The 22,108-nt window shown below is 44.7% G+C and carries 22 protein-coding genes; 8 read left to right on the plus strand and 14 right to left on the minus strand.

Going from position 1 to position 22,108, the window contains the following annotated elements; genetic code table 11:
• Window position 1: 1 nt before the first annotated feature.
• The 4 genes from D0X99_RS00185 to D0X99_RS00200 form a co-directional block, all read right to left on the minus strand.
• A complete protein-coding gene (locus D0X99_RS00185) occupies window positions 2–553 on the minus strand; it encodes an FKBP-type peptidyl-prolyl cis-trans isomerase (RefSeq protein ID WP_119475634.1) in 552 nt (183 codons plus the stop codon).
• A complete protein-coding gene (locus D0X99_RS00190; RefSeq protein WP_119475635.1) occupies window positions 550–1,107 on the minus strand; it encodes an FKBP-type peptidyl-prolyl cis-trans isomerase in 558 nt (185 codons plus the stop codon). Before D0X99_RS00190 ends, D0X99_RS00185 begins: the two co-directional genes overlap by 4 nt.
• A 34-nt stretch (window positions 1,108–1,141) precedes the next feature.
• A complete protein-coding gene (locus tag D0X99_RS00195) occupies window positions 1,142–2,068 on the minus strand; it encodes an FKBP-type peptidyl-prolyl cis-trans isomerase (RefSeq protein WP_119475636.1) in 927 nt (308 codons plus the stop codon).
• A 135-nt stretch (window positions 2,069–2,203) separates the two neighbouring features.
• Window positions 2,204–3,238: a DHH family phosphoesterase gene (locus D0X99_RS00200; protein WP_119476355.1), complete on the minus strand. Its 1,035-nt coding sequence runs from the start codon at window positions 3,236–3,238 to the stop codon at window positions 2,204–2,206.
• Window positions 3,239–3,423: 185 nt separating this feature from the next.
• On the opposite strand from D0X99_RS00200, the gene D0X99_RS00205 reads away from it, so the two are divergent.
• The gene (locus tag D0X99_RS00205) at window positions 3,424–3,846 is read left to right on the plus strand and encodes a nucleoside-diphosphate kinase (protein WP_119475637.1); all 423 of its coding nucleotides are present in this window, start codon (window positions 3,424–3,426) and stop codon (window positions 3,844–3,846) included.
• Between the two features lie 159 nt (window positions 3,847–4,005).
• On the opposite strand, the gene D0X99_RS00210 is transcribed toward D0X99_RS00205, so the two are convergent.
• The 4 genes from D0X99_RS00210 to D0X99_RS00225 form a co-directional block, all read right to left on the minus strand.
• A complete protein-coding gene (locus tag D0X99_RS00210; RefSeq protein WP_119475638.1) occupies window positions 4,006–4,821 on the minus strand; it encodes a TPM domain-containing protein in 816 nt (271 codons plus the stop codon).
• Window positions 4,802–5,236, minus strand: coding sequence for a TPM domain-containing protein (locus D0X99_RS00215; protein WP_119475639.1), 435 nt, complete (start codon window positions 5,234–5,236; stop codon window positions 4,802–4,804). Before D0X99_RS00215 ends, D0X99_RS00210 begins: the two co-directional genes overlap by 20 nt.
• 2 nt (window positions 5,237–5,238) lie before the next feature.
• Window positions 5,239–5,829: a LemA family protein gene (locus tag D0X99_RS00220; protein WP_119475640.1), complete on the minus strand. Its 591-nt coding sequence runs from the start codon at window positions 5,827–5,829 to the stop codon at window positions 5,239–5,241.
• A gap of 102 nt (window positions 5,830–5,931) precedes the next feature.
• Window positions 5,932–7,188, minus strand: coding sequence for a retropepsin-like aspartic protease (locus D0X99_RS00225; RefSeq protein WP_119475641.1), 1,257 nt, complete (start codon window positions 7,186–7,188; stop codon window positions 5,932–5,934).
• A 207-nt stretch (window positions 7,189–7,395) separates the two neighbouring features.
• Between D0X99_RS00225 and D0X99_RS00230 the strand changes: the two genes are divergently transcribed.
• Entirely contained in the window at window positions 7,396–7,875 is a 480-nt protein-coding gene (locus tag D0X99_RS00230) for a Fur family transcriptional regulator (RefSeq protein WP_119475642.1), read from the plus strand.
• Here the strand turns inward: D0X99_RS00230 and D0X99_RS00235 are convergent.
• Window positions 7,853–8,302, minus strand: a complete 450-nt coding sequence (locus D0X99_RS00235) for an SRPBCC family protein (protein WP_119475643.1) — start codon at window positions 8,300–8,302, stop codon at window positions 7,853–7,855. The two genes, D0X99_RS00230 and D0X99_RS00235, sit on opposite strands and share 23 nt — an antisense overlap.
• Complete coding sequence (locus D0X99_RS00240) at window positions 8,302–8,916, minus strand: cytochrome c oxidase subunit 3 (RefSeq protein WP_119475644.1); 615 nt, start codon at window positions 8,914–8,916, stop codon at window positions 8,302–8,304. Before D0X99_RS00240 ends, D0X99_RS00235 begins: the two co-directional genes overlap by 1 nt.
• A gap of 122 nt (window positions 8,917–9,038) precedes the next feature.
• Here D0X99_RS00240 and mfd point away from each other — a divergent pair, with 122 nt between their 5' ends.
• The 3 genes from mfd to D0X99_RS00255 all read left to right on the plus strand — a co-directional run bounded on the left by mfd (window position 9,039) and on the right by D0X99_RS00255 (window position 16,388).
• On the plus strand, window positions 9,039–12,389 hold the full coding sequence (gene mfd, locus D0X99_RS00245) for a transcription-repair coupling factor (protein ID WP_119475645.1): 3,351 nt from the start codon (window positions 9,039–9,041) through the stop codon (window positions 12,387–12,389).
• Between the two features lie 205 nt (window positions 12,390–12,594).
• Entirely contained in the window at window positions 12,595–13,791 is a 1,197-nt protein-coding gene (gene gldJ / locus D0X99_RS00250; protein WP_394336576.1) for a gliding motility lipoprotein GldJ, read from the plus strand.
• A gap of 179 nt (window positions 13,792–13,970) precedes the next feature.
• A complete protein-coding gene (locus D0X99_RS00255) occupies window positions 13,971–16,388 on the plus strand; it encodes an alpha/beta hydrolase family protein (protein WP_119475647.1) in 2,418 nt (805 codons plus the stop codon).
• Window positions 16,389–16,497: 109 nt separating this feature from the next.
• Here the strand turns inward: D0X99_RS00255 and D0X99_RS00260 are convergent, their stop codons facing one another.
• Complete coding sequence (locus tag D0X99_RS00260; RefSeq protein WP_119476356.1) at window positions 16,498–17,280, minus strand: undecaprenyl-diphosphate phosphatase; 783 nt, start codon at window positions 17,278–17,280, stop codon at window positions 16,498–16,500.
• Between the two features lie 139 nt (window positions 17,281–17,419).
• Here D0X99_RS00260 and D0X99_RS00265 point away from each other — a divergent pair, with 139 nt between their 5' ends.
• Window positions 17,420–19,288, plus strand: a complete 1,869-nt coding sequence (locus tag D0X99_RS00265; RefSeq protein WP_119475648.1) for a mucoidy inhibitor MuiA family protein — start codon at window positions 17,420–17,422, stop codon at window positions 19,286–19,288.
• A gap of 58 nt (window positions 19,289–19,346) precedes the next feature.
• Here D0X99_RS00265 and D0X99_RS00270 read toward each other — a convergent pair whose 3' ends face one another.
• The 3 genes from D0X99_RS00270 to D0X99_RS00280 are packed head-to-tail and all read right to left on the minus strand — an operon-like array spanning window position 19,347 to window position 20,965.
• Complete coding sequence (locus D0X99_RS00270; RefSeq protein ID WP_119475649.1) at window positions 19,347–20,072, minus strand: hypothetical protein; 726 nt, start codon at window positions 20,070–20,072, stop codon at window positions 19,347–19,349.
• Between the two features lie 42 nt (window positions 20,073–20,114).
• Window positions 20,115–20,402 (minus strand): winged helix-turn-helix domain-containing protein, encoded by a 288-nt coding sequence (locus tag D0X99_RS00275; protein ID WP_199707948.1) that lies wholly within the window; start codon window positions 20,400–20,402, stop codon window positions 20,115–20,117.
• Window positions 20,399–20,965: a hypothetical protein gene (locus D0X99_RS00280; protein ID WP_119475651.1), complete on the minus strand. Its 567-nt coding sequence runs from the start codon at window positions 20,963–20,965 to the stop codon at window positions 20,399–20,401. The genes D0X99_RS00275 and D0X99_RS00280 overlap by 4 nt, the downstream gene beginning before the upstream one ends.
• Window positions 20,966–21,097: 132 nt before the next feature.
• Between D0X99_RS00280 and D0X99_RS00285 the strand changes: the two genes are divergently transcribed.
• Window positions 21,098–21,550 (plus strand): DUF1569 domain-containing protein, encoded by a 453-nt coding sequence (locus D0X99_RS00285; RefSeq protein ID WP_119475652.1) that lies wholly within the window; start codon window positions 21,098–21,100, stop codon window positions 21,548–21,550.
• A 69-nt stretch (window positions 21,551–21,619) separates the two neighbouring features.
• Window positions 21,620–22,108: a copper resistance protein NlpE gene (locus tag D0X99_RS00290; protein ID WP_119475653.1), complete on the plus strand. Its 489-nt coding sequence runs from the start codon at window positions 21,620–21,622 to the stop codon at window positions 22,106–22,108.

Genomic DNA, 22,108 nt, shown 5'->3' on the forward strand with positions numbered 1-22,108 from the left:
TTTAATCTATTCCTAGAAAGTCAACATCAAAGATCAAAACGGAGTTTGGAGGAATTCTGTCACTGTTTGATTGGTTTCGATAGCCGTATGGGGAGGGAATAATCAATACTGCTTTTGAGCCAGGTCTGAGTCTTCGGAAGGCAATATCCCATCCCTGGATCACCCCGCTGGATCCAATAATAAAGCTAAACGCATTGTATTTTCTCCCTTCCACATAAATATTGTTTTCACGGGCAACTGTTTCGATACTGGTATCGAATACCGAACCATCTTCCATCAATGAGCCGGTATAGTCGGTGTAGACCACTGTGTTAAACGTTGGTCGGGTACCTACTCCTTCCTCCTGGACAATGACAACGACCCCACTGGGATCATGAATTCGATAAAGACTGTCAATCTTGGCCGTATCTAAGTAGGCCACGATTTTGGTACTGTCAATTTTTAAATTTCCCTCCACATCGTATGCTGGCCCGGTATTGAACGGATTGGTAGGTTCGCAGGACAAGAGAGCTAGCAGGCCCAGGAAAAATACAGGAATGAGTCTTTTAATCATGGGTTTGGCAGTGAACCTTTTTTCACTTCAAGAAGGTCAATCTCAAAGATCAAGGGTGAATTTGCAGGAACAGGACCTTGCGGCTGGTTACCATATCCTAGTCTTGACGGGAAAATCACTGTTGCTTTTTCTCCCTGCTTCATAAGCGAAATGGCAAATTCAAATCCTGAAATGGCAAAGTTAAATCCAGGTCTGAACTTCAGGGGCTGGTATTTTCTTGAACTCGAAAAGATCCCATTATCCTTGGCAACTTGCTCCAAGGATGTATCAAATACCTCGTTGCTTAGGAGCTTACCGGTATAGTTCACCGTAACAGTATCTCCCCTTACCACGGTGAGACCTGCATCATTGGAAACTTGCCAAAACATATAAAATCCCTCCACTTCTTCTTTGTACTCCTTTACCCCAACAATGGGGTTTTCTTGAAGGTATTTCTGGATTTCTTCTTTATCCTGTTGGAGGATTACTTCCTCCGTTTGGTCAGGATCAATACAAGAAACCCATGAAAAAGCTACTAAGAGCAGGGCTGCAATCGCGATTAGTCGGTTCTTCATATGCTTTGGTTTAGTTCAATTACTCTGAAAATTATTACTTCTGGACGTCGGTCACTTCTACGTCAAATACGAGAATGGAGTTGGCAGGAATCAAGGCGCCGGCACCACTTTCACCATAAGCCAATGGTGAAGGAATGATGAATTTGGCCTTTGAACCTTTTTTCAAGAGCATCAAGCCTTCATCCCAACCTGGGATCACCTGACCCATTCCCACGTTAACTGGAAGGGGCTCATACGGTCTAGCTTCATCAAATACATTATTGGCCTTTGCCAAATCAGGCAAAGAGGTGTCAAACAAAGTTCCGTTAAGGAGGTATCCAGCATAGTTTACGTACATGGTAGTTCCAGGAGTAGTTGCATCCCCTGTTCCTTCCTGCTCGATCACATAGTACAGACCGTTTTCAGTTTTTTGGGCAGTCAGACCTTTCTCAGTGATGTAAGCCTCGATCGTTTTAGCTTCCTCTACCAACAGCGTCTTTGCTCTTTCGGCACTTTTAGCTTGCTCAGCGGCCATCACTTCTTCATAGTAAGCCTGCATAGCAGCTTCATCTTTGACGTCAAATGCTCCCAATTTTACTTTTACTATGTCATCTTCTTTCAGGAATGCAGGCTGATTCCCGTTGAAAATAATTTTTGCAGTTGATTCAAAATTGATGGAATCGCCTTTTCTCAAGCTTAGGAAAATCTCATCCATTCCGTTTTGAGGAGCCAGCGTGTCATTCGCCATCAGGTAACCAGGGAATGGCTGACCTGCAGTTGTGTAGATTACGGAATCACCAGCTGTAGTGATTTCCAGGTTATAAAGAAGGAAATGACCATTTGGCGCTTTCTCCGATCCTTCGTTGATGTAAGTGTATTCAATTGCGTCCTTCTCAGTGACTTTGGATTTCTGACAGGAAGACATAGTGCTCGCTCCAAATATCAGAACGAGGATCGCCAATAGGCTTTTGCTGTTTTTCATTTGTTTATAATTTGTCTTTTAAAGGTCACATGGAATCTCGCATGGCCCATAATCATGGCTGGTTTTGTCTTTTTTGACATGCTCGATTTCATAAAGGTTAAGTGAATTTTCTGAGTAATTTTTCTGCATCAGGCCTTATCCGGCTGAAATTGTTTCAGAGTGAAACAGTTCTTCCTGGCATTTTTCAACAAGTGATTCAAATCGGTCAACGGTGTCTTTAAGGCTTAAAGCAGATTTTCCTCCGGCAGCATTTTTATGACCTCCTCCGTTGAAGTAAGACGCGGCAAATTTATTGACCGCTACATCACTGCTGGATCGGAAGGAAATTTTAATTCCGTCTTCCCGCTCTGAAAACAAGGCTGCAAGCTTGATACCGTCCAAAGATAGGGCATAATTGACCAATCCTTCCGTGTCACCGGTCTGGCTTTGATATTTTTTAAGATCTTTTTTGCTGATCACAAAATAAGCGGTGTGAAGGTCTTCACGTACGATCAATCTCCTGGTGATGGCAAATCCTATGAATTTGAGACGGTTTACCGAATTGGAATCGTAAATCAAATTGGCAATTTGGGAACTGTCGGCTCCGATTTCAATAAGTTCAGCTACAACAAGGTGGACATTCTTGGTAGTATTCGGATGACGAAATCCTCCAGTGTCAGTCATGATGCCTGCATAAAGGCACTCCGCAATATCCTTGTCGATCAAGTCTTTATCGCCGAGTTCAACTATAAGCTGATAAACCAACTCACAGGTAGCGGCAGCTTTGGTACTCCAGTATCTGAAGTCGGCAAAGTCTTCAGGATCCTGATGATGATCAATATTGACTACAAAAGCGTTTGATTTTCGGATCATCTCACCCAGCTCATTGACCCGGTCCAACACTGAAAAATCAAGGCAGAAGATGATATCTGCTTGTTCCAGACGAAGAGTAGCTAATGGCTTTTCCTCAGGCTTACTGAAATCAAGTACCGATTCATTGCCTTTCATCCAGGCCAAAAAGGAGGGATAGTCAGAGGGAGTTACGACTGAAACTTCGTGACCTTTTCTGATTAGGTAATTCGCCAAACCCAATGAAGAGCCCAATGCATCGGCGTCGGGCTTGACATGGGTAGTGATGAATATTTTCTTGGGAGAGGAAAGTTCTTTTTTAAACGAGGCTAAAGCTTCCATTAATATCTGTTCAGCGGCACTTTTGGCTCTAGTAGCCTGCAAAGGTCAGCAAATTTTCCAGAAATCCCAAAGACCTCATAAGACTGATAATTAGGAGGGTAACCAAGAATTAATGGAGAGTAGCGGAATAATGATCCGAAAACTCCTATTTTTGCGGCCAAATTAAACCAAGACACAACAATCCCATGGCAGGAAACAGAACATTCACTATGATCAAACCGGATGCTTTTGAAGCCGGAAACTCAGGCGCTATCCTGAAAATGATCGAAGAGGCAGGCTTCAAGATTGTGGCTATGAAAGCTACCCGATTGACTCCGGAATTGGCAGGCAAATTTTATGAAGTTCACAAGGAAAGACCATTCTACGCAGATCTTTGCAAATACATGTCCTCAGGACCAATTATCGCTGCAATCCTAGAAAAGAACAATGCTGTGGAAGATTTCCGTACCCTGATTGGCGCTACCAATCCTGCTAATGCGGCCGAAGGAACCATCAGAAAAATCTTCGCGAAATCTATTGAAGCTAATGCTGTTCACGGATCTGATTCCGACGAAAACGCAGCCATCGAGGGTAATTTTTATTTCTCTCAGTTGGAAAGAGTGATCTGATTGATTCAACAGTCAACGGACTTCAGTCTATAGCAATCAGGCAATAGTACGGATAAGTTGAATGAAAAAATGACAAAAAAAGCGCCTCAATTAGGGCGCTTTTTTTTTTCTGCTATTCAGAATAGGTTTGGGTTTGATCCCTCCAAATAGGTAAGTGGCTTACCAACTTCCGCCTGCACCGCCACCTCCGAAAGAACCGCCGCCGAAGCCACCAAATCCACCACCTCCACCGAAGCCACCTCCAAATGATCCACGGCCGGAGGAAAAATCTCCAAACTTTCCACCCCCGGAACCCTTGAGCATATTGGCAAGCATGATGGTCGTCCAAAGGTCGATTCCTCCACCTTTTCCTCCCATGTGATTGTCATTATCCTTTCGGTTTTTGATCAATGGAAGAATCACAAAGAGGAAAACGAAAAGCAAAATCAGGAAAATCGCTCCCCCATGGTTTCCGTTCGACTCCACATCCTCTGCTTTGTACTCACCCGAAGCCAGTTTGAAAATCATATCTGTGGCCTGATCCAAACCTTGATAGTAAGCCTCCATTTTGAAGTTTGGAATGATCAGGTTGGTAACGATTCGTTTGGCAAGGGCATCAGGCACTGCCCCTTCCATACCATAGCCTGTCGCAATGAAGACGTTTCGGTCGTCCATCGCAGCTAGGATGAGAATGCCATTGTCATTGTTTGCTCCTCCTATTCCCCATGCTTGGGCCAATCGCTGGGAATAATCCGCAATATCATAATCTCCCGTTGACCGCATCATTACAATGGCCACTTGGGTAGATGTGCTGTCGTTGTAGGCCACCAACTTTTGCTCAAGCCTTGCCGCTTCCTCAGGGGTAAGTGTCCCGGTGAAATCGTTGACCAAACGGGGAGGATCAGGTACTGGAGGAAAATCCTGCGCCTGCACCTGTCCAAACAGGAGTGTAATTAGCAGCAGGATAAGTGGCTGCTTAGCCAAAAGATACTTCATCCGAAAGTTCGTTTTTGTCGCCGGATTCATTGTAAGGGAAATGCGCCCCTAGTTGATCTCCCGCTTGGTGAATGCCTTCAATCAGGCCCTGTGAAAATTTTCCTTGGCGGAAGTGAGCAGCCATTTGGTCTTTGATGTTATTCCAAAAATTGGTTGGCACCACTGCGTTGATCCCGGCGTCTCCCAAAATGGCAAACTTGTGATCCAACACAGCGAGGTAAAACAATACCCCGTTCCGATCCTTGGTATGGTACATTTTCAGAGTCTCAAATACCTCAGCTGCCCGATCAAGTACGTCTCCTTTGCAGTGATTCTCAATATGAACCTGGATTTCTCCGGAGGTACGGGTCTCAGCTGACTGAATTGCAGCCAGGATCTGAGCCTTTTCCTCCGGAGAAAATAATTTTTCAGCCATGATTAAAACTGTACGGTTGGGGCATTTTCAGCTCCTTCTGATGCCTGGAAATATCCTTTTGCTTCAAAATTGTACCAACCCGCAAAGATGTTGTTCGGGAAGGTTCTCAGGTTGGAGTTATACGCCTGTACCGATTCGTTGAAATTTCTTCTGGCGACAGAAATGCGGTTTTCGGTTCCTTCCAACTGTGCCTGAAGCTCCAGGAAGTTTTGATTGGCCTTTAGGTCAGGATATTTTTCGACCGTTACGAGCAATCGGCTTAAAGCCCCAGAAAGCTGATCTTGTGCCTGCTGAAATTCTGCCAGTTTTTCCGGAGTCAAATTGGTAGGATCTATGGTCATCCCAGTAGCTTTGGCTCTGGCCTCAACCACTCCTGTAAGTGTTTCCTGCTCAAATTCAGCGTACCCTTTTACCGTGTTGACCAAGTTGGGAATCAAGTCGGCTCTCCGCTGATATTGGGTTTGAACTTCGGCCCACTGACCGTTGATTTGTTCTTCAGCCTGGACAAACTGATTGTAGGTACCCACTGCTTTGGTGTAGAGGAAAATGCCAACTACCGCAATGATTGCAATAGGAATAAGGAATTTTTTCATGTTTTTTAGAATGTGTTAAAAACGAGATGTTACACGGATTTCCAAACAATGTGTTTAAATCCTGACCCAAAGTTATCCAAATATTCCCGGCGCACAGGAGTTTTAGATCTGCTTTTTGAGAAAAACACTCACTTTGTAGTCGCTGTATTTGGTCAGGTCATTCCCTACATAGCGACGCATTTCCAGCTGAATTTCTCTTCCCTCCTCAGACCTCAGCAACTTGAATATCTCTGAAAGCTCCCAGAGAAATGCGGGCACTTTGTTGATGGTAAGAACCTCATCAAAAGGTAAAATTCCGACCCGATAGGCTGGAGAACCCGGACGGACATCACTGATGTATATTCGGTTGTCTTCATTTGGTACCTTGCGCAGGATCAGCCCACTCATGTCAAACTCAAACGGAGAATAAAAAGTCAGCCCTTTCTTGATAAAGAGTCTGTTGCGAGGGTAATCGAGAATCAACCGGGTCCTTCCCAACACCTCTGACCCCAGGCTACCCATTCTTCCCGTTGCCTTGATCACATCGCTAAAGGCATTCTTGTCGGGAAAAGAAGTCAGCACTTCCTCCATTCTAAGTCCTTTCAAACTTAGCGCATTTACCCGGCCAATGTATCCATAAAGAACGCCTCCCAAAGATTGGCCCAGTTCAGATTCGATGAAAATCATCGGCATTTTAATTTCATCAGAGGTCTCCTGATTGAGCAGGAGTCCATGGTTGGCACCGGTGTCTATCAGTAATTTAGCCTGAAGTTTAGGTCCTGATTTTTGGTTGATTTTTGCAGTGATGTAGGCTTTACTGTCTTCCACAGTAAGATCCATTTTTCGATACAATGGCGGCCTCCATTTAAGCCCTCCCGGTTTATAAAACTCCAGAATACCTTCGTCATAATTGATTTTGACAGGATTGTATTTGAAAAACTCATAACCGATAATCCCATAAACCGGTACCCCAATCACGGACTCCAACTCCAAAAAATCTTCCTCCAGTACCAATAGGCTTTGTAATCGGCCTTCCACCGGACCCAAATCAATGCTGTTGATCGGAGAAACCTGCGCCATGATACTGGTACTTCCGTCGGCACCTGTGATGCTTAGCCTTCGGGTGTACTCTAGTCCCAATGCATCTCCCAACTTCTTGCTAAAAAGGATATTCGAGCGGACGCCAGTGTCAATCAAGAAATTAATTTTGGTGTTGCCATTGATCGAAACCGGAAGTATGATCAGGCTATTGGAGGAATAAAAGGGAATTTTCACTTTGTTGGCTTCCTCTTTTATAAAATATCCGGGCACCTGAGCTCGAATGGAGCCAACAAACTGAAAAATAAAAAGCAAAAGGAGCAAAACCTTTCTTGAAGTCATTTGGGTTGGGGCGATCTCTTTTAAAAGTTAGGGAGTTTTCTTCTAACCATTTACTTTATTAAACTCAAAATCGTACCCATTTGGTTGGATCAAAATCCATAAATCTTCTTTATAATTTAGAATCATCCCAAATTACCCCTGATCTCCCCGAGCTGTTTGCCAAAAAATCCAGAATACTTCATCTTTAATTTTAAATCAAACTGACAAATGGCAGACTCGGCCCTGATCGAAAAAGCGAAGAAAATCTTTGAAAATTTCCTGATCAAACAAGGAAACCGAAAGACTCCTGAGCGTTTTTCAGTGATCGATGAGCTTTATTTGCTTCCTGAGGATGAGCATATTGACGTGGAAGGACTATTTCTGAAAATGAGAAACAAAGGCTACACGATCAGCCGGGCCACCATTTACAATACACTCGATCTACTGGTGGAAAGCGGATTGGCCGTAAAACATCAGTTCAAAGACAAGGTCGCCCTCTACGAACAGGCACTTACCTACAAGCATCATGATCACCATGTGTGCAACCAATGCCGAAAAATCCGGGAATTTTCAGATCCAAGAATTAACGAAATCAAGGAAGCGATGGGAAGGGAATTTCAATCAGGAATTACCAGCCATTCATTGGTTCTCTACGGAGATTGCAAGATCGAAAACTGTGAAAATCTCAGCGGGCAGCCGTCCTTTTGAAAATTCTGCGGTAGATCGGCTTTCGAAAAGCAAACTGCAACCACATCACCGGGAAAAGTAAGACAGTCAACAGACCAACAGGACCTTCAAATTCGATTTCATCCCGAATGATTGATCCAATTCCGGATGAAATAACCCGGTGCTTGTGCCTCCACTTTTTAAGGAAAAAGGGTAATTCCACTCCCTCATCCACAAAGTAAAACTCCTGATCAGTAGTGCGATCTTCGATAATGTGACTGGTCCATTTTTGTCTGAAAAAAATAAAATTGAGTTCAAGGGAAACGATATCCCCCTTCTCAGATCCATCAAACCTTAGCAATCTGACAGGTGGAAATGGAGGGCTGAGTTTTTTGAAAAGAGATTCGGTAAACCCGGCTTTTACGTCAAGGTAACCTTGCTCCACAGGAGTAGCTATGGTGAATTTCATCAGAAACTGAGAATAAACAGGAAAAACAGGATCAGCCAAACAGCGTCCATAAAATGCCAATAAACGGTGAAAAGACGAATCCGCATTTTTTCAAAGGGATTGGTCACCAAGATCAATTTTCGGATTCCGTCTTCCTGAGTTTTGCGAAGCTGCAGGAGCAATATCACGGCAAAAATCATCGCCCCAAGCAAGTGGAAAATGTGGATTCCAGAAAGTAAATAAAGAAAACTCCCACTGGGAAGTCCTCTGAAATTGATTCCCATATCCTGGAGTTCTTTCCATCCGGCGAATTGAAGAATGGTAAAAATCACCCCAAGCATAAAGGTATTTCTTAGCGCTCGTTCCAGTTTGGGGATATTTTCCTCTTGGTAATGAAGCCTCATTTTAGTGGCAGTATAGCCCGAAAGGATCAACATAAAGGTGGAAATCAGAAAAGCCACCGGTATTCGGTGATTCAGACCTTCCAGCTGATTGAGCCCTGAAAAAAGAAATGCTGCCACCAAAAATACAAATATGAGCCCACTGCCCAGCATCCCCAAATAAAGCAAGGTCTCGTAAGGATGGAGATTTTCAAGTCGCTGAAGCCAGGTTTGAGGTTCTTTGGTGCGGTTCATCCATTCAAAAACATTTTGGAAGGCCCTTGGTTCAGAAAATTAGCAAATACTGAATCCCAAACCCGAAAAAGGTCAAAAATGCCTAAATTTGCCCCTTCCCAATTCCATTAACCTCTCCTGCTTTGGATCGTCAGTCCTTCCTCTCCATTTACCAGTCCGACCCGATTTTTCAGACACTTGCGCATCAGTTGGCTTCGAAGGAAAAATTCCGTCTTCAGCTTCGTGGGCTTTCTGGAAGTTTGGACATGGTAATCTTCGCCTCTTTTTTTGAGAAAAAGGAAGGGTTTCACCTGATCATTGCCCAGGACAAAGAGGAAGCGGCATATCTCAATTCGGACCTGCAAAACCTCCTTGGAACCGAGGAGCATATGATTTTCCCTGGAAGCTTTAAGCGTCCTTACCAATATGATGAGGTGGACAACGCCAATGTCCTTATGCGGGCAGAAATTCTGAACCATATCCTGGAAACCAGAGGAAAATCCCGCATCGTGATTACCTATCCAGAAGCCATCTATGAAAAGGTGATCAATAAGCGATCGCTGGTTGAAAACACGTTTTCGGCGCGAGTGGGTGAATCCGTCGACATGGAATTCGTGTCAGAGGTGCTTGGGAGTTATGATTTTGAGCGGACGGATTTCGTTTACGAACCCGGACAATTTGCCATCCGAGGTGGGATTTTGGATGTATTTTCTTTCAGCAACGAACACCCTTACCGTCTCGAACTCTTCGGAAAAGAGATCGAAAGTATCCGGACTTTTGATCCGGAAACCCAGCTTTCGATCGCCAGTGTGGAGGTGATTTCCCTGATCCCCAATGTCCAAACCAAACTGCTTCAGGAAGTTAGGCAGTCCTTTTTGAGTTTCCTGCCTGAAGACGCCTCCATTTGGCTGAAAGATTACCAATTGACCTTGGATGTCATGGACGAGTGCTTTCACAAAGCCGAACAAGCCTTCAATCAGATCGTGGCCCAGACCAAAACTGAAAAGCTGCTTTTGAAGCCAACGGACCTGTTTGATCAGGGGAAAGACTTTGCAGCTACCCTTGAAAAGTTTTCCACAGTGGAGTTTGGCAGGCAGTTTTACCTTAAAACGGAAAAAAAGGTGTCCTGGGAAAGTCAACCCCAGCCTTCCTTCAACAAGAATTTTGACCTGCTGGTAGCCAACCTTTCAGACAATGAAAAGCAAGGATTCGTCAACCTGATCACGGCCGAAAACGAAAAGCAAATCGACCGTCTGCTCGGAATTTTCCATGAACTGGATCCCACCCTTCATGTCCAAAGTATGTTGCTTGGACTTCGGGAAGGATTTGTGGACAAGCAAACCAAACTCGTCTGCTACACCGATCATCAGCTTTTCGAGAGATTCCACCGCTATAAGTCCAGAGCCAAAGCGAGCAAATCGAAAGCCCTGACCATCAAGGAACTTAAATCCCTTCATCCCGGAGATTACATTGTGCACGTGGACTATGGGGTAGGGCGTTTTGCCGGGTTGGAAAAAGTCGACGTGGGAGGCAAAATGCAGGAGGCAGTCCGATTGATTTTTCGGGATGATGACCTACTCTATGTCAACGTACACTCGTTGCATAAAATCTCCAAGTATTCCGGACAGGAAGGGCAGGTTCCATCCATGTCCAAACTGGGTTCACCGGATTGGGAAAACAAAAAGTCACGGGTCAAGAAGCAAGTCAAGGACATCGCCAAAGACCTCATTAACCTTTACGCAAAGAGAAGATCTGCTCACGGATTTGCCTTTTCCAGAGATTCGGTACTTCAGGTGGAGTTGGAATCCTCCTTTATCTACGAGGATACCCCTGACCAGGCCATAGCCACTGCAGATGTGAAAGCGGATATGGAAAAAACCTATCCCATGGATCGCTTGGTGTGTGGAGACGTTGGCTTTGGAAAAACCGAAGTTGCGATTCGGGCAGCATTTAAGGCAGTCAATGACCGTAAGCAAGTGGCAGTTCTTGTGCCAACCACAATTTTGGCCATGCAGCACTACCAGACGTTCAGCGAGCGACTGGAAAATTTCCCGGTAAAAGTCGAGTACATCAATCGGTTCCGCTCAGCCAAGGAAATCAAGGATATTGTGGCTCAGGTGAAATCCGGTGAAATCGACATTCTGGTCGGAACCCATAAAATCGTCAACAAGGATATTGAATTCAAAGACTTGGGATTGTTGATCATCGATGAGGAGCAAAAATTTGGGGTAAAAGTCAAAGACCAACTCAAAAACCTACGGGTAAATGTGGATGTGCTTACGCTAACCGCCACACCGATACCTCGAACCCTCCATTTTTCCCTGATGGGAGCGAGGGACCTTTCTGTTATTGCGACTCCACCACCGAATCGTCAGCCGGTAACGACCGAGGTTCAGACGTTCCAGGAAGCAGTCATCCGTGATGCAGTCGCCTACGAATTGAGAAGAGGTGGACAGGTGTTTTTTGTACACAATCGTGTGGGAGAGATTGACAGCATTGCCAATCTGATCATGAAACTCGTGCCTGATGCCCGGGTAATTGGTGCCCACGGCCAGATGGATGGCAAAAAGCTTGAAAAAATCATGGTGGACTTCATCAACCATGAATACGATGTCCTGGTATCAACCAACATCATCGAGTCTGGCTTAGATATCCCAAATGCCAATACCATTATCATCAACCGGGCACATATGTTCGGATTGAGTGACCTTCATCAGATGCGGGGTCGGGTGGGCCGTAGCAATAAAAAAGCATTTTGCTACCTGCTGACCAGTCCCATGTCAGGCCTGACTGCGGAAGCCAGAAAAAGACTACAAACCCTCGAGGAGTTTTCTGATTTGGGAGACGGATTCAAAGTAGCAATGAAGGATCTGGACATCCGAGGAGCAGGAAATTTACTTGGGGCGGAACAGAGTGGATTCATCACCGATTTGGGCTTTGAGATGTACCACAAAATCCTCGACGAAGCTGTTCAGGAATTGAAGGAAAATGAATTTGCGGCCTTGTTTGAAACAGACCTTACTGATAAAGTAAAAGTATTGGTTCAGGACTGCACCATTGAGACCGATTTGGAACTCCTGATTCCCGAAGGCTATGTTAGCAATATCAGCGAACGACTGGGGCTTTACTCCAAGCTGGATGCGATCAAAAACGAAGAGGAACTTGGCAAATTTGCCACCATGCTTTCCGATCGATTCGGTCCTTTACCGCAGGTAGTCAACGACTTAATGGAGACAGTTCGTTTACGTTGGCTGGCAGAAAAGCTTGGAATTGAGAAGCTCGTCTTGAAAGGAAGACAGATGAAGTGTTATCTTTTGCCGTCTTCCCGGGATGACTTCTATTCTTCAGCGGTTTTTGGCAAAATCATGAAGTTTGCTCAAGGCCATTCCAAGGATTGTAAAATAAAAGAACACAAGAATCGTTTGATTCTTACGCTTGAGGGAGTCCCAACGATCCAAAAGGCCCAAAAGATGCTTTTGGAGATGAATTCATAAGGAATTTATCAAAATTTAACTGGCATAAATATTGCAGTTTCGCCTACCAATTTTGTTGATTTTGGCTGAATCCCTGAATTAGAGGGGAATTACCGAAATCCTGCAAATCTCAAAACCATTGGAAGTAGGTTTCAATGGCTTTATATTAGCATCCTGAAATAGACCAAAACATTAAAATATGAGTCTGAACAACAAATCCTGGGGAATGTGGGCAACAGCTCTAGTGCTTGCATCCGCATCAGTTTTGTCCTCCTGTAACAAAACTCCGGGCTACGGCCGCCGAACTGCCAGTGATCCTGGTAAAAAAAGTGCTACTACGGGCGCCGAGTTTTCCTTTGATGAGAATGATTCAACCAACTTTTTCGTGTCCCGAAATGCAGAGCAAATTCCCGGACCTAACTTGAAATTTATCCAAGGTGGCCGAACAGTTCTGGGTTCTCAGGAAGAAGATGTGATGGCTTTCCGTGACAACTTGGAAAGAACCGTTTCAATTGCCAATTTCTATATGGACGAAACGGAAATCACCAACAACGATTACCGAGAATTTCTTTTTGACATGAAGAAAAAAGTGAGTGCAGATTCACTTTTGAAGCTGGAGCCATCTGAAAATGTATGGTCAGGTGCAATGTCTTTTAACGACTTATACCAGTCTTACTATTTCAGATTCCCTGGATTCAACTTTTATCCAGTAGCTGGGGTGTCTTGGTCTCAAGCAAATGTCTACTCCAAATGGAGAACTGAATTTGTTCAGGACTTAATCAGAAAAGAGCGTGAAATTGATTCTACCTTCACCAAAACTCAGTTGATCGAACGGGGGGTAGCCATGGCGGACTTCAGACTTCCAAACGAAGCAGAATGGGAATATGCGGCCAAGGCAATGATCGGTACTCAATACCTGGACGAAAATCAGGAATACGGCAGAATTTATCCTTGGGATGGCCGTGGCGTTCGTAACCCATACAACGTAAAGCGTAAAGGCAAGCAAGGTGACTTCCTAGCCAACTTCAAAAGAGGTCGTGGTGACTACGCCGGTATCTCCGGTAATCAAAGAAATGACGGTGAAATTCTTCCAACCAACGTGTATGACATGGCGCCAAACGATTTCGGTCTGTACCACATGGCTGGAAATATGAACGAATGGGTTTATGACGTTTACAGACCTTTGACCTTCCAGGATGCGGATGATTTAAACCCACTACGAAAAGACGGTGTCTATGATGAGGAAGAAAATTACGAGACTTCACTTTTCACAGATGAGCTCAGAGTGTACAAAGGTGGATCCTGGAAAGATGTGGCTTACTGGCTGGCACCTGGAACGCGCCGATACATGCATCAGGATTCCGCTACCAATAACATTGGTTTCCGATGCGCGATGATTTCAATCGGAGAAAAAGGAAAGTAAATTCACTTCCGATATAAAAATTTAGGCCTCGAAAAATCGAGGCCTTTTTTGTTTTCCTCAGCCGAGGAAAGTAAATCGGAGAACATCCGCAATTCCGGTTCTTTAAACCATTGGAATATTTTTAAGCTTTATTAAAAAATAAGCGAGGTATTTTTCCACAAGAATTAACCCATCTCAACATGAATAGAGTTTTAAGAAAATTAACCCTGGGGTTAGCATTGTTTGGATTCATCTGGAATCCCTCCCTAGCCCAAACCACCTATCAAACTCCGCCTCAGTCCATATCGGACTTGTTTAATGCGCAACCGACACCCAGCGTTTCGTTCAACAAAGACGGCTCGATGATGATGATTTTGGAGCGTGCCGGGGCGCCATCCATTGAGGATCTTGCACAGCCTGAATTGCGAATCGCAGGTATCCGAATCAACCCGGCCATTTCGGGCCAAAGTCGCGCAGGTAGTTTCAACAACCTCAAACTAAAAAAGACACGCTCTGGAGAAGAAATCCAAATCAAGGGCTTGCCAAGCAATCCTAAGATGAGCGGATTTTCCCTTTCCCAGGATGAAAAATACCTGGCCTTCACGAATACCGAGGCCACCGGGATCAGCCTTTGGGTTGTTGATTTAGCCACCTATGAAGCCAAAAAACTCACGGATCCCATCGTCAATCAGGTTTTTGGAAATGCGGTAGCCTGGATGCCTGACAATAGTATTTTGATCAAAGCCGCCAATCCTTCCCGTGGATCAATGCCAAAGGCTCCTGCCGCTCCAGTTGGACCGATTGTTCAGGAAACTTCCGGAAATGCAGCTCCAAGCCGAACCTACCAGGACTTGTTGACAAATCCCTACGATGAGGCACTTTTTGCTTATTTCATGGACAGCCAACTGATGAACATCAAGTTGGATGGAAGCAAAAGCCCAGTGGGTAAGCCTGGAATAATCAAGTCCATGGACCTCAGTCCAGATGGAACTTATTTACTAGTGGAAATCATACAAAAGCCATTCTCTTACTTGGTTCCTGCAGACCGGTTTCCTTACCATGTCGAAATCTGGAAATCCAATGGGGAAAAGGTAAAAACTCTAGCCGAGATTCCTTTGGATGAAGTCCGCCCAACCGGATTTGACGCAACAGTAAAGGGTCCGAGAAATATTAGTTGGAGAGCCGATAAGCCTGCCACCCTCTATTGGGCTGAAGCACTGGACGGAGGAGATCCAAAAGCGAAAGTCACTGAAAGAGACATTGTATACACCTTGAATGCTCCTTTTTCAGGTGAAAAGCAAAAATTGGCAGCTACCTCCCTGAGATTTGGTGGGATCAACTGGTCTGATGATTCATTTGCGATTTTGAATGAGCGTTGGTTTGCAAGCCGTACGGAGAAGCGTTTAGTAATCAATCCTTCCAATCCTGCTCAGGCTCCACGAGTGATTATCGAGCGTTCTTCAGATGATATTTATACCGATCCGGGAGATCCCGTTTTCACCGAAAATGAATTTGGACGTAATGTTTTACTCAGAAAAGGCGAGTTGATATTTATGACATCCGAAGGCGGAAGCCCGGAAGGAAGCATGCCTTTCCTTTCCACTTTCAACACGACTACCAAAGAGCAGAAAATCCTGTGGAGGTCTCAGGCCCCTTATTACGAGCGAGTAGCCAAAGTCATGAATGCCGATGCCACGGAATTTATTACGCTCAAAGAAAGCACCGACATCCAACCAAACTATTGGCTGATCAATACCAAGAAACGGATCGTTCCGATGCAGCTGACTGCTTTTGTCCATCCCTATGAATCCATCAAGGGAATCAAAAAGGAGTTGGTTACCTATAAAAGAAAAGACGGATTGAGCCTTTCTGCAATCGTATATACACCGGAAGGATACGATCCGGCCAAAGACGGCCGACTACCGGTTCTGATGTGGGCTTATCCAAGAGAATACAAATCTGCGGCAGATGCTGCCCAGGTTCGTGGATCAAAATATACCTTCACCAGATTGAGTTGGGGATCACCGATCTATTGGGTGACTCGAGGCTATGCGATCATGGACCAGACAGAAATGCCTATCGTCGGTGAAGGAGATCAGGAGCCGAATGATTTCTTTATCGAGCAATTGGTAGCCAATGCCGAAGCCGCTATCGACCATATCGTGGAAATGGGCATTGGGGACAGAAACCGAATTGCAGTGGGAGGACATTCCTATGGCGCCTTCATGACTGCCAATTTGCTTTCGCACACCAACATCTTTGCCGCCGGTATTGCACGTAGTGGAGCCTACAATCGAACCCTGACTCCTTTTGGTTTTCAGTACGAGCAGCGTACATATTGGGAATCTCCTGATGTGTATTTCAATATGTCCCCCTTCTCATTTGCTCATCAGGTAAAAACTCCGATTCTCCTGATCCACGGTGAAGCGGATAATAACTCCGGCACATTCCCAATCCAGTCCGAGCGCTATTACAATGCGCTCAAAGGTCATGGCGCCACCACTCGGCTGGTGTTTTTGCCTCATGAAAGCCATGGCTACGCCGCCAAAGAATCGGTACTTCATACCCTTTGGGAAATGGACACCTGGCTGGAAAAGTATGTGAAGAATAGGAAGTAAAAGGAAAGAAGGAAATCTCCCAACATGTAAAGGCCTGCCAAATTTCAGAAACTTGGCAGGTCTTTTTATCTGTGCAAATCGATACTTTCTGTGGGAGAGAAAGAAACCTTTACCCCAAATCTGTTTCCCACATAAAGATCAAAAACAAGATCCCGAGTGCGATTCGGTACCAGCCAAACGCCGTAAAACCATGGCTGGAAACGTATTTGATAAACAATTTCACGGCGATCCAGGCAGATATAAAAGCCACCACAAATCCTACCCCAAGCATGATCAACTGGGCTTGGTCAAATGCTAAATCGGATTTGAGCAAGTCATATCCTCCGGCTGCCATCATGGTCGGCACGGCCAAAAGAAAGGAAAACTCCGTGGCTTGCTTTTTATCCAATCCGTTAAATACGCCACCAATGATCGTAGCAGCAGCACGGGAGGTGCCAGGAACCATGGAAAGACACTGGCATAGGCCGATGAAGAAGGCGTTTTTATAGGAAAGGTCTTCCACTTCGACGAGGGTTGATTCTCTGGCCACGACTTTTTTGTCAATGAAAATCAGAATAATCCCCCCCAGGATCAAAGAAACCGAGACTACAACGGGATTGAACAGGTAGTCCTTGATGAAATCATAAGCCAAAAGTCCCACCACTGCTGTGGGCAGGAATGCCGCAAACAACTTGAAATAAATGTCCAGACTGCGGAAAAACCGCTTGATGTACATAAGCGCAATCGCCAAAATCGCCCCAAGCTGGATAAAAACCTCAAAGGTTTTCACAAACTCATCCTCGTGGATTCCCATTGCGGCCGATGCCAAAATCATATGTCCGGTCGAAGAGATGGGCAAAAACTCAGTCAAGCCTTCAATGATGGCAATGATGATGCTTTGAAAAAGGGTCATGGAATTAAAATTATGATGCTGCAAAACTAGCATTCCAAATCAGAAGCCAAGGAAAATTTGTGGGGGTTTGGAGATTTTAACCCATTTGGGTTGGGATTGAAAGGATTTTTCGTTTGATTAAAGCCTATTTAATTTTATAATGAAAAAATCTCTTTTTATCCTTTTAAGCTTGATTTTGATCAAGCCTTCTTTTTCACAAGAACTCAAAGAAACCTCAATTACCAGCAAGATCCATGAGGTCACTTTATTCCTTTCCGGAGCCCAAGTGTTTGAAACTGCCAGTGGCCAGATCTCATCCGGGGAATCTGTCATCCTGATTAAAGGCCTCTCTCCTTACCTCGACGAGAAAAGCATTCAGGTTAAAGGCCAGGGAAATTTTACCATTCAGTCTGTCAACAAGAGGCTGGATTTCCTAAGCGAAAAGGAAGTTGGAGAAAAAATCAAAGCTCTTGAAGCGCAGATCGAAGAAATTGAAAAAAGCCAAACTTTATCCCAAAACAGACTTCAAGTCCTCACTAATAAGGCCGGGTTGCTCGCTGCCAACAAGGACCTCGGAGGCAATCAAACCGGACCAACGATGACCGAACTTCGCACGGCTTTGGACTTTTTCGATGCCGAACTCACCAAAATCACCAACGAGGAACTTCAGGTCAAATCCAAAATCCAAGCGGGAGAAAGAGAGCTGGAAAAGCTGAGAAATCAAATCAATGCCATGCAGGAAAGTGAAAACAAATCCACCTCAGAGATTCGCATTCGAGTGAAGGCAAGCGCTGCAGGTGCGGCTTCTTTTCAGATCAATTACCTGGTGGCCAACGCAGGCTGGTATCCCAAGTATGACATCCGGGTAAAAAACATCACCCAACCTTTGCAGCTCAATTACAAAGCAGAAGTCTATCAAAACACTGGCGTGGACTGGAAAAATGTCAAACTCCGCTTCTCCAATGCCAATCCCAACCAAAGCGGTCAGGCTCCAAATTTGGAGAAATGGGAACTGAATTATGCGAGATTCACAACGGTGAATAGGTTCTCAGTTCCACAAACTCCCGGGCAGGTCAGCGGTGTAGTCTTGGATGAGCAGGGAGAACCAATTCCCGGAGCGACAGTTTTGGTGAAAGGAACCACAATTGGCACCTCCACTGATTTGGAAGGCAGATATTCCATTGTCCTTCCTCAAAATGCAAAAAGCTTGGTCTTTTCCTTCATCGGCTATCGGGCCGAAGAAAGAACGCTTAACGGCCAATCAAGCCTGAACGTATCCCTACTCAATGACACCTCTTCGTTGAGTGAGGTGGTTGTAACCGGATATGGAACAGTATCAAAAAAAGAAATGGCATCTATGAAAGTAAGAGGTGCAAGCAATCCAATGGCCGCTCCACTCGAAACTTCCTTTGTAGAAAACCAAACTACCGTCGAAATCGAAGTGGCCGAACCCTATTCGATCAAAACCAACGGAGAAAAAACGCTCGTAGAGCTAAAAGCCTACGAAATCCCAGCTACCTACCGCTATACTGCCATCCCCAAGCTGGACAAAGACGCCTTTCTAATTGCCGAACTCACCGACTGGAATCAATACAGCTTGCTTGAGGGTGAAAGCAATCTGTACTTTGAAGAAGGATTTGTGGGAAGGTCTATTTTGAATGCAGCCGACCTCCAGGACACACTTCAGGTCTCCATGGGTCGGGACCGATCTATCGTGATGCAGCGGGAAAAAGTAGACCAGTATTCCAAAAAACGAACGATAGGGGCGAACATCACCGAAAACAGAGGGTATGAGATCACGCTGAAAAACAACAAATCCCAAGCGGTAACCTTAGTGCTTAAAGACCAAATTCCGGTTTCGGTCAACTCAAGTATTACCGTGACTGCTGGCGAACTCAGCGGAGGAAATCTGGATACTCAGACGGGTATTGTAACTTGGGAGATCACCTTGCCTCCCGGAGCTCAGCAAAAACTTGCCCTCCAATACGAGGTCAAGTACCCCAAGTCGGAGCGAATCATCCTCGACTAAAAAAAAAGCAGCGGCCATAGACCGCTGCTTTTTTCATTTACAACCTCTTTAATCAATTTCAGTTCAGCCCTGGCAATAGCACTTTACTGACCCATGCAAAATCCGGCTCAATAGCCAAGGCCTTTTCCCAAGCCTTTTTTGCTTCGGACTGCATTCCTTTTTCCTGATAAATGATTCCTATCCAAGCCAGATTGTCAAGGTACATCCAGTTTTGCGTGTCTTTTCGCTGTTCAAAGAGCTGATTGGACTTCAGGAATGCGGCAAGGGCTTTGTCCTTGTCTCCTCCCCACATTTCAGGAGTAAAGTATTGGTTTCCGGCAAACATCTTTTGGACAATTGGGGAATTGGGAGCGTTATTCAGGGCAGTCTCGAGCAGATCACTGGTTTTCCCGCCAAGAAACATTCCTTTCCAAGGACTGTAAGCTATCTTGAAGCCATAGACTGATGAAAGCAAAGCCACTGCTTCTGCGCTCTGAGTTTTGTCTTCGGCCAGTTCTTCAAGTCGCGTCTCCAAGCCATCCACATAAGCATCAAAAAGCACCTCATCCTGATCCTTCATCGTAGCATTTAGCAAACCGTATTCTGTCAGTGCAAGCTGAAATTTGGTTTCTGTGCCCGGCTGGGATTGATAAGCTTTGGTGGCTAGGGCAACGTTAGATTTCCAACTGTTTTTGTCTTGATCCAAATATGCTTCGTAGCTAAGTCGTTTGATATCCTGAGGAAATCCCATCGCCATCAAGCAGATCATCATGAGTAAAGTGAAAATTTGAGAGTTCGTTTTCATAGTATAAATTGGTTTATATTATAAACTAAATGGGCAAAATTTTTAGGAAATGTAGTTTTTAAGGTTTTCGACGTATTCTTCAAAGGCTTTCACTCCCATTGGAGTAATGCTGCATGTGGTAAGAGGACGCTTGTCACGAAATGATTTTTCGATTTTAATGTATCCTGCCTTTTCCAGCTTGTCCAATTGCACGCTGAGGTTGCCGGCAGTGGATTCGGTTTTTTCCTTTAGAAAGGTAAATTCCGCCTCATCCAAGCCAATCAGCAAAGACATAACAGCCAGCCGAAGCTGTGAGTGAAGTAAGGGATCGAGTGGTTTAAATGCGCTCACGACTTTTGGTTTTTCAAATAATATCCTGGAATTAAATACCCCAAGATCATCGCAATTCCGGATACCAAATATTGATCATTTACTGGCAAAGTAAAGGCAATAATAGCCCCGATTGCTAAAATCATTCCTCCCGCACGGACCATCTTTACACGAATGATAGATCCTGTGGAAAACACTCCAACAGCAGCTAACAACAAAATGATGGGGTTGTGACGAAACTCCAAAACAGGCATAAAAGTCAGGATAATACACATTGCACCAAAAATTCCAATCCAGAGTTGTCCGAGAAACTGATCCAAGTGTGTCTTGATTCTAGATTTTCTTCGGCTGTTCCATTCATGGGCAATGCTCCAACCAATAGCGGGCAAAATCAGCAACCAAATCAACCAAGGTTGTTCATATCCTGCTTTTTCCAATCCAAAGTGACCCAAATTGCATAGGGCCACAACCCAGCCCCAAAGGAGCAACTGAAAACTACCATCCCCGGCAGCCTCTTTTTTGGCTTCCTGAATCATCGAAGTGATCAGTGCCAAGGATTCTTTACTGTTGAGTTCTTTTTCCATTTGTGAGGTTTTTAATTCTTACAACGGGACAAATATAAATTGGTTTATATCATAAACCAATTTATTGAAAAAAATTTTCTCCTTATGATTCAAATTTTAATCTAAATTCGAAAAGCCCTCGATTTCAATACTATGAAAAACATCTTCGATCCTCAAGTCACCGCAGAATTGATCCAGCGGATCAACCAACTTAAACCAGAAAGCCCTGCGCTTTGGGGCAAAATGTCCGTGGACCAGATGCTTGCCCATTGTTGTGTGGCTTACGAAATGGCATTTACCAACAAGCATCCCAAACCGAACGCATTCATGCGGCTATTACTGAAAGCATTTGTCAAAAAAGGGGTAGTCAGCGAAGTCCCATACAAACGAAATCTGAGAACTGCTCCCGCATTTATCATTTCTGAACGAAAGAACTTTGAAGAAGAAAAAGCACGCCTGATCAAGTATCTGGAGCATACCTTATCCTTGGGAAGGGATCATTTTGAGGGCAAAGAATCGATTTCCTTTGGTCCCATGACAGCGGAAGAATGGAACAATCAGTTTTACAAACACCTGGATCACCACCTAAGCCAGTTTGGGGTTTAAGATTCCGCCAATTGATGATTAGACTTGGAAATGTTAGTTTTAGGTAGGATTTGAAAAAAGCTAACGCTCATGAAAAAAAGCCTTCTATTTCTATCTCTGGTGTCCTTCGCATTCGGCTCATGCAATAAATCTGCAGATGCCCCAACTGCAGAAGCGGAAACTACCCAATCCCAAACAGCATCCGAAAATGCTCCTGAGGCCGTTACCGGAGCTACATATACTGGAGACAATTCACAAACTTCGGTGGATTGGCAGGGAACCTACTTTGCGACTCTTCCCTGTGGACATTGTGAGGGAATTGAGACCTGGGTTACGCTTAAAGGGGATGGTACCTATGAATACAAGACCAATTACCTAGGCCTGAACGATGCTCGTGAAGAGATTTTTACAGGAAAATTCTCCTGGGACGCTGCCGGAGGAATTGTTTCTTTTGAGGGGCTCATCGGAGATTATCCGGGCAAGTTTAAGGTTGGTGAAAACCAGATTTGGTACCTGAACGCCGAAGGCAAGAAGATCGAAGGGGACCTTGCAAACCAATACATTCTCAAAAAGAAATAA

Source organism: Algoriphagus lacus, assembly GCF_003583985.1.
In the GTDB taxonomy this organism is placed as follows: domain Bacteria; phylum Bacteroidota; class Bacteroidia; order Cytophagales; family Cyclobacteriaceae; genus Algoriphagus; species Algoriphagus lacus.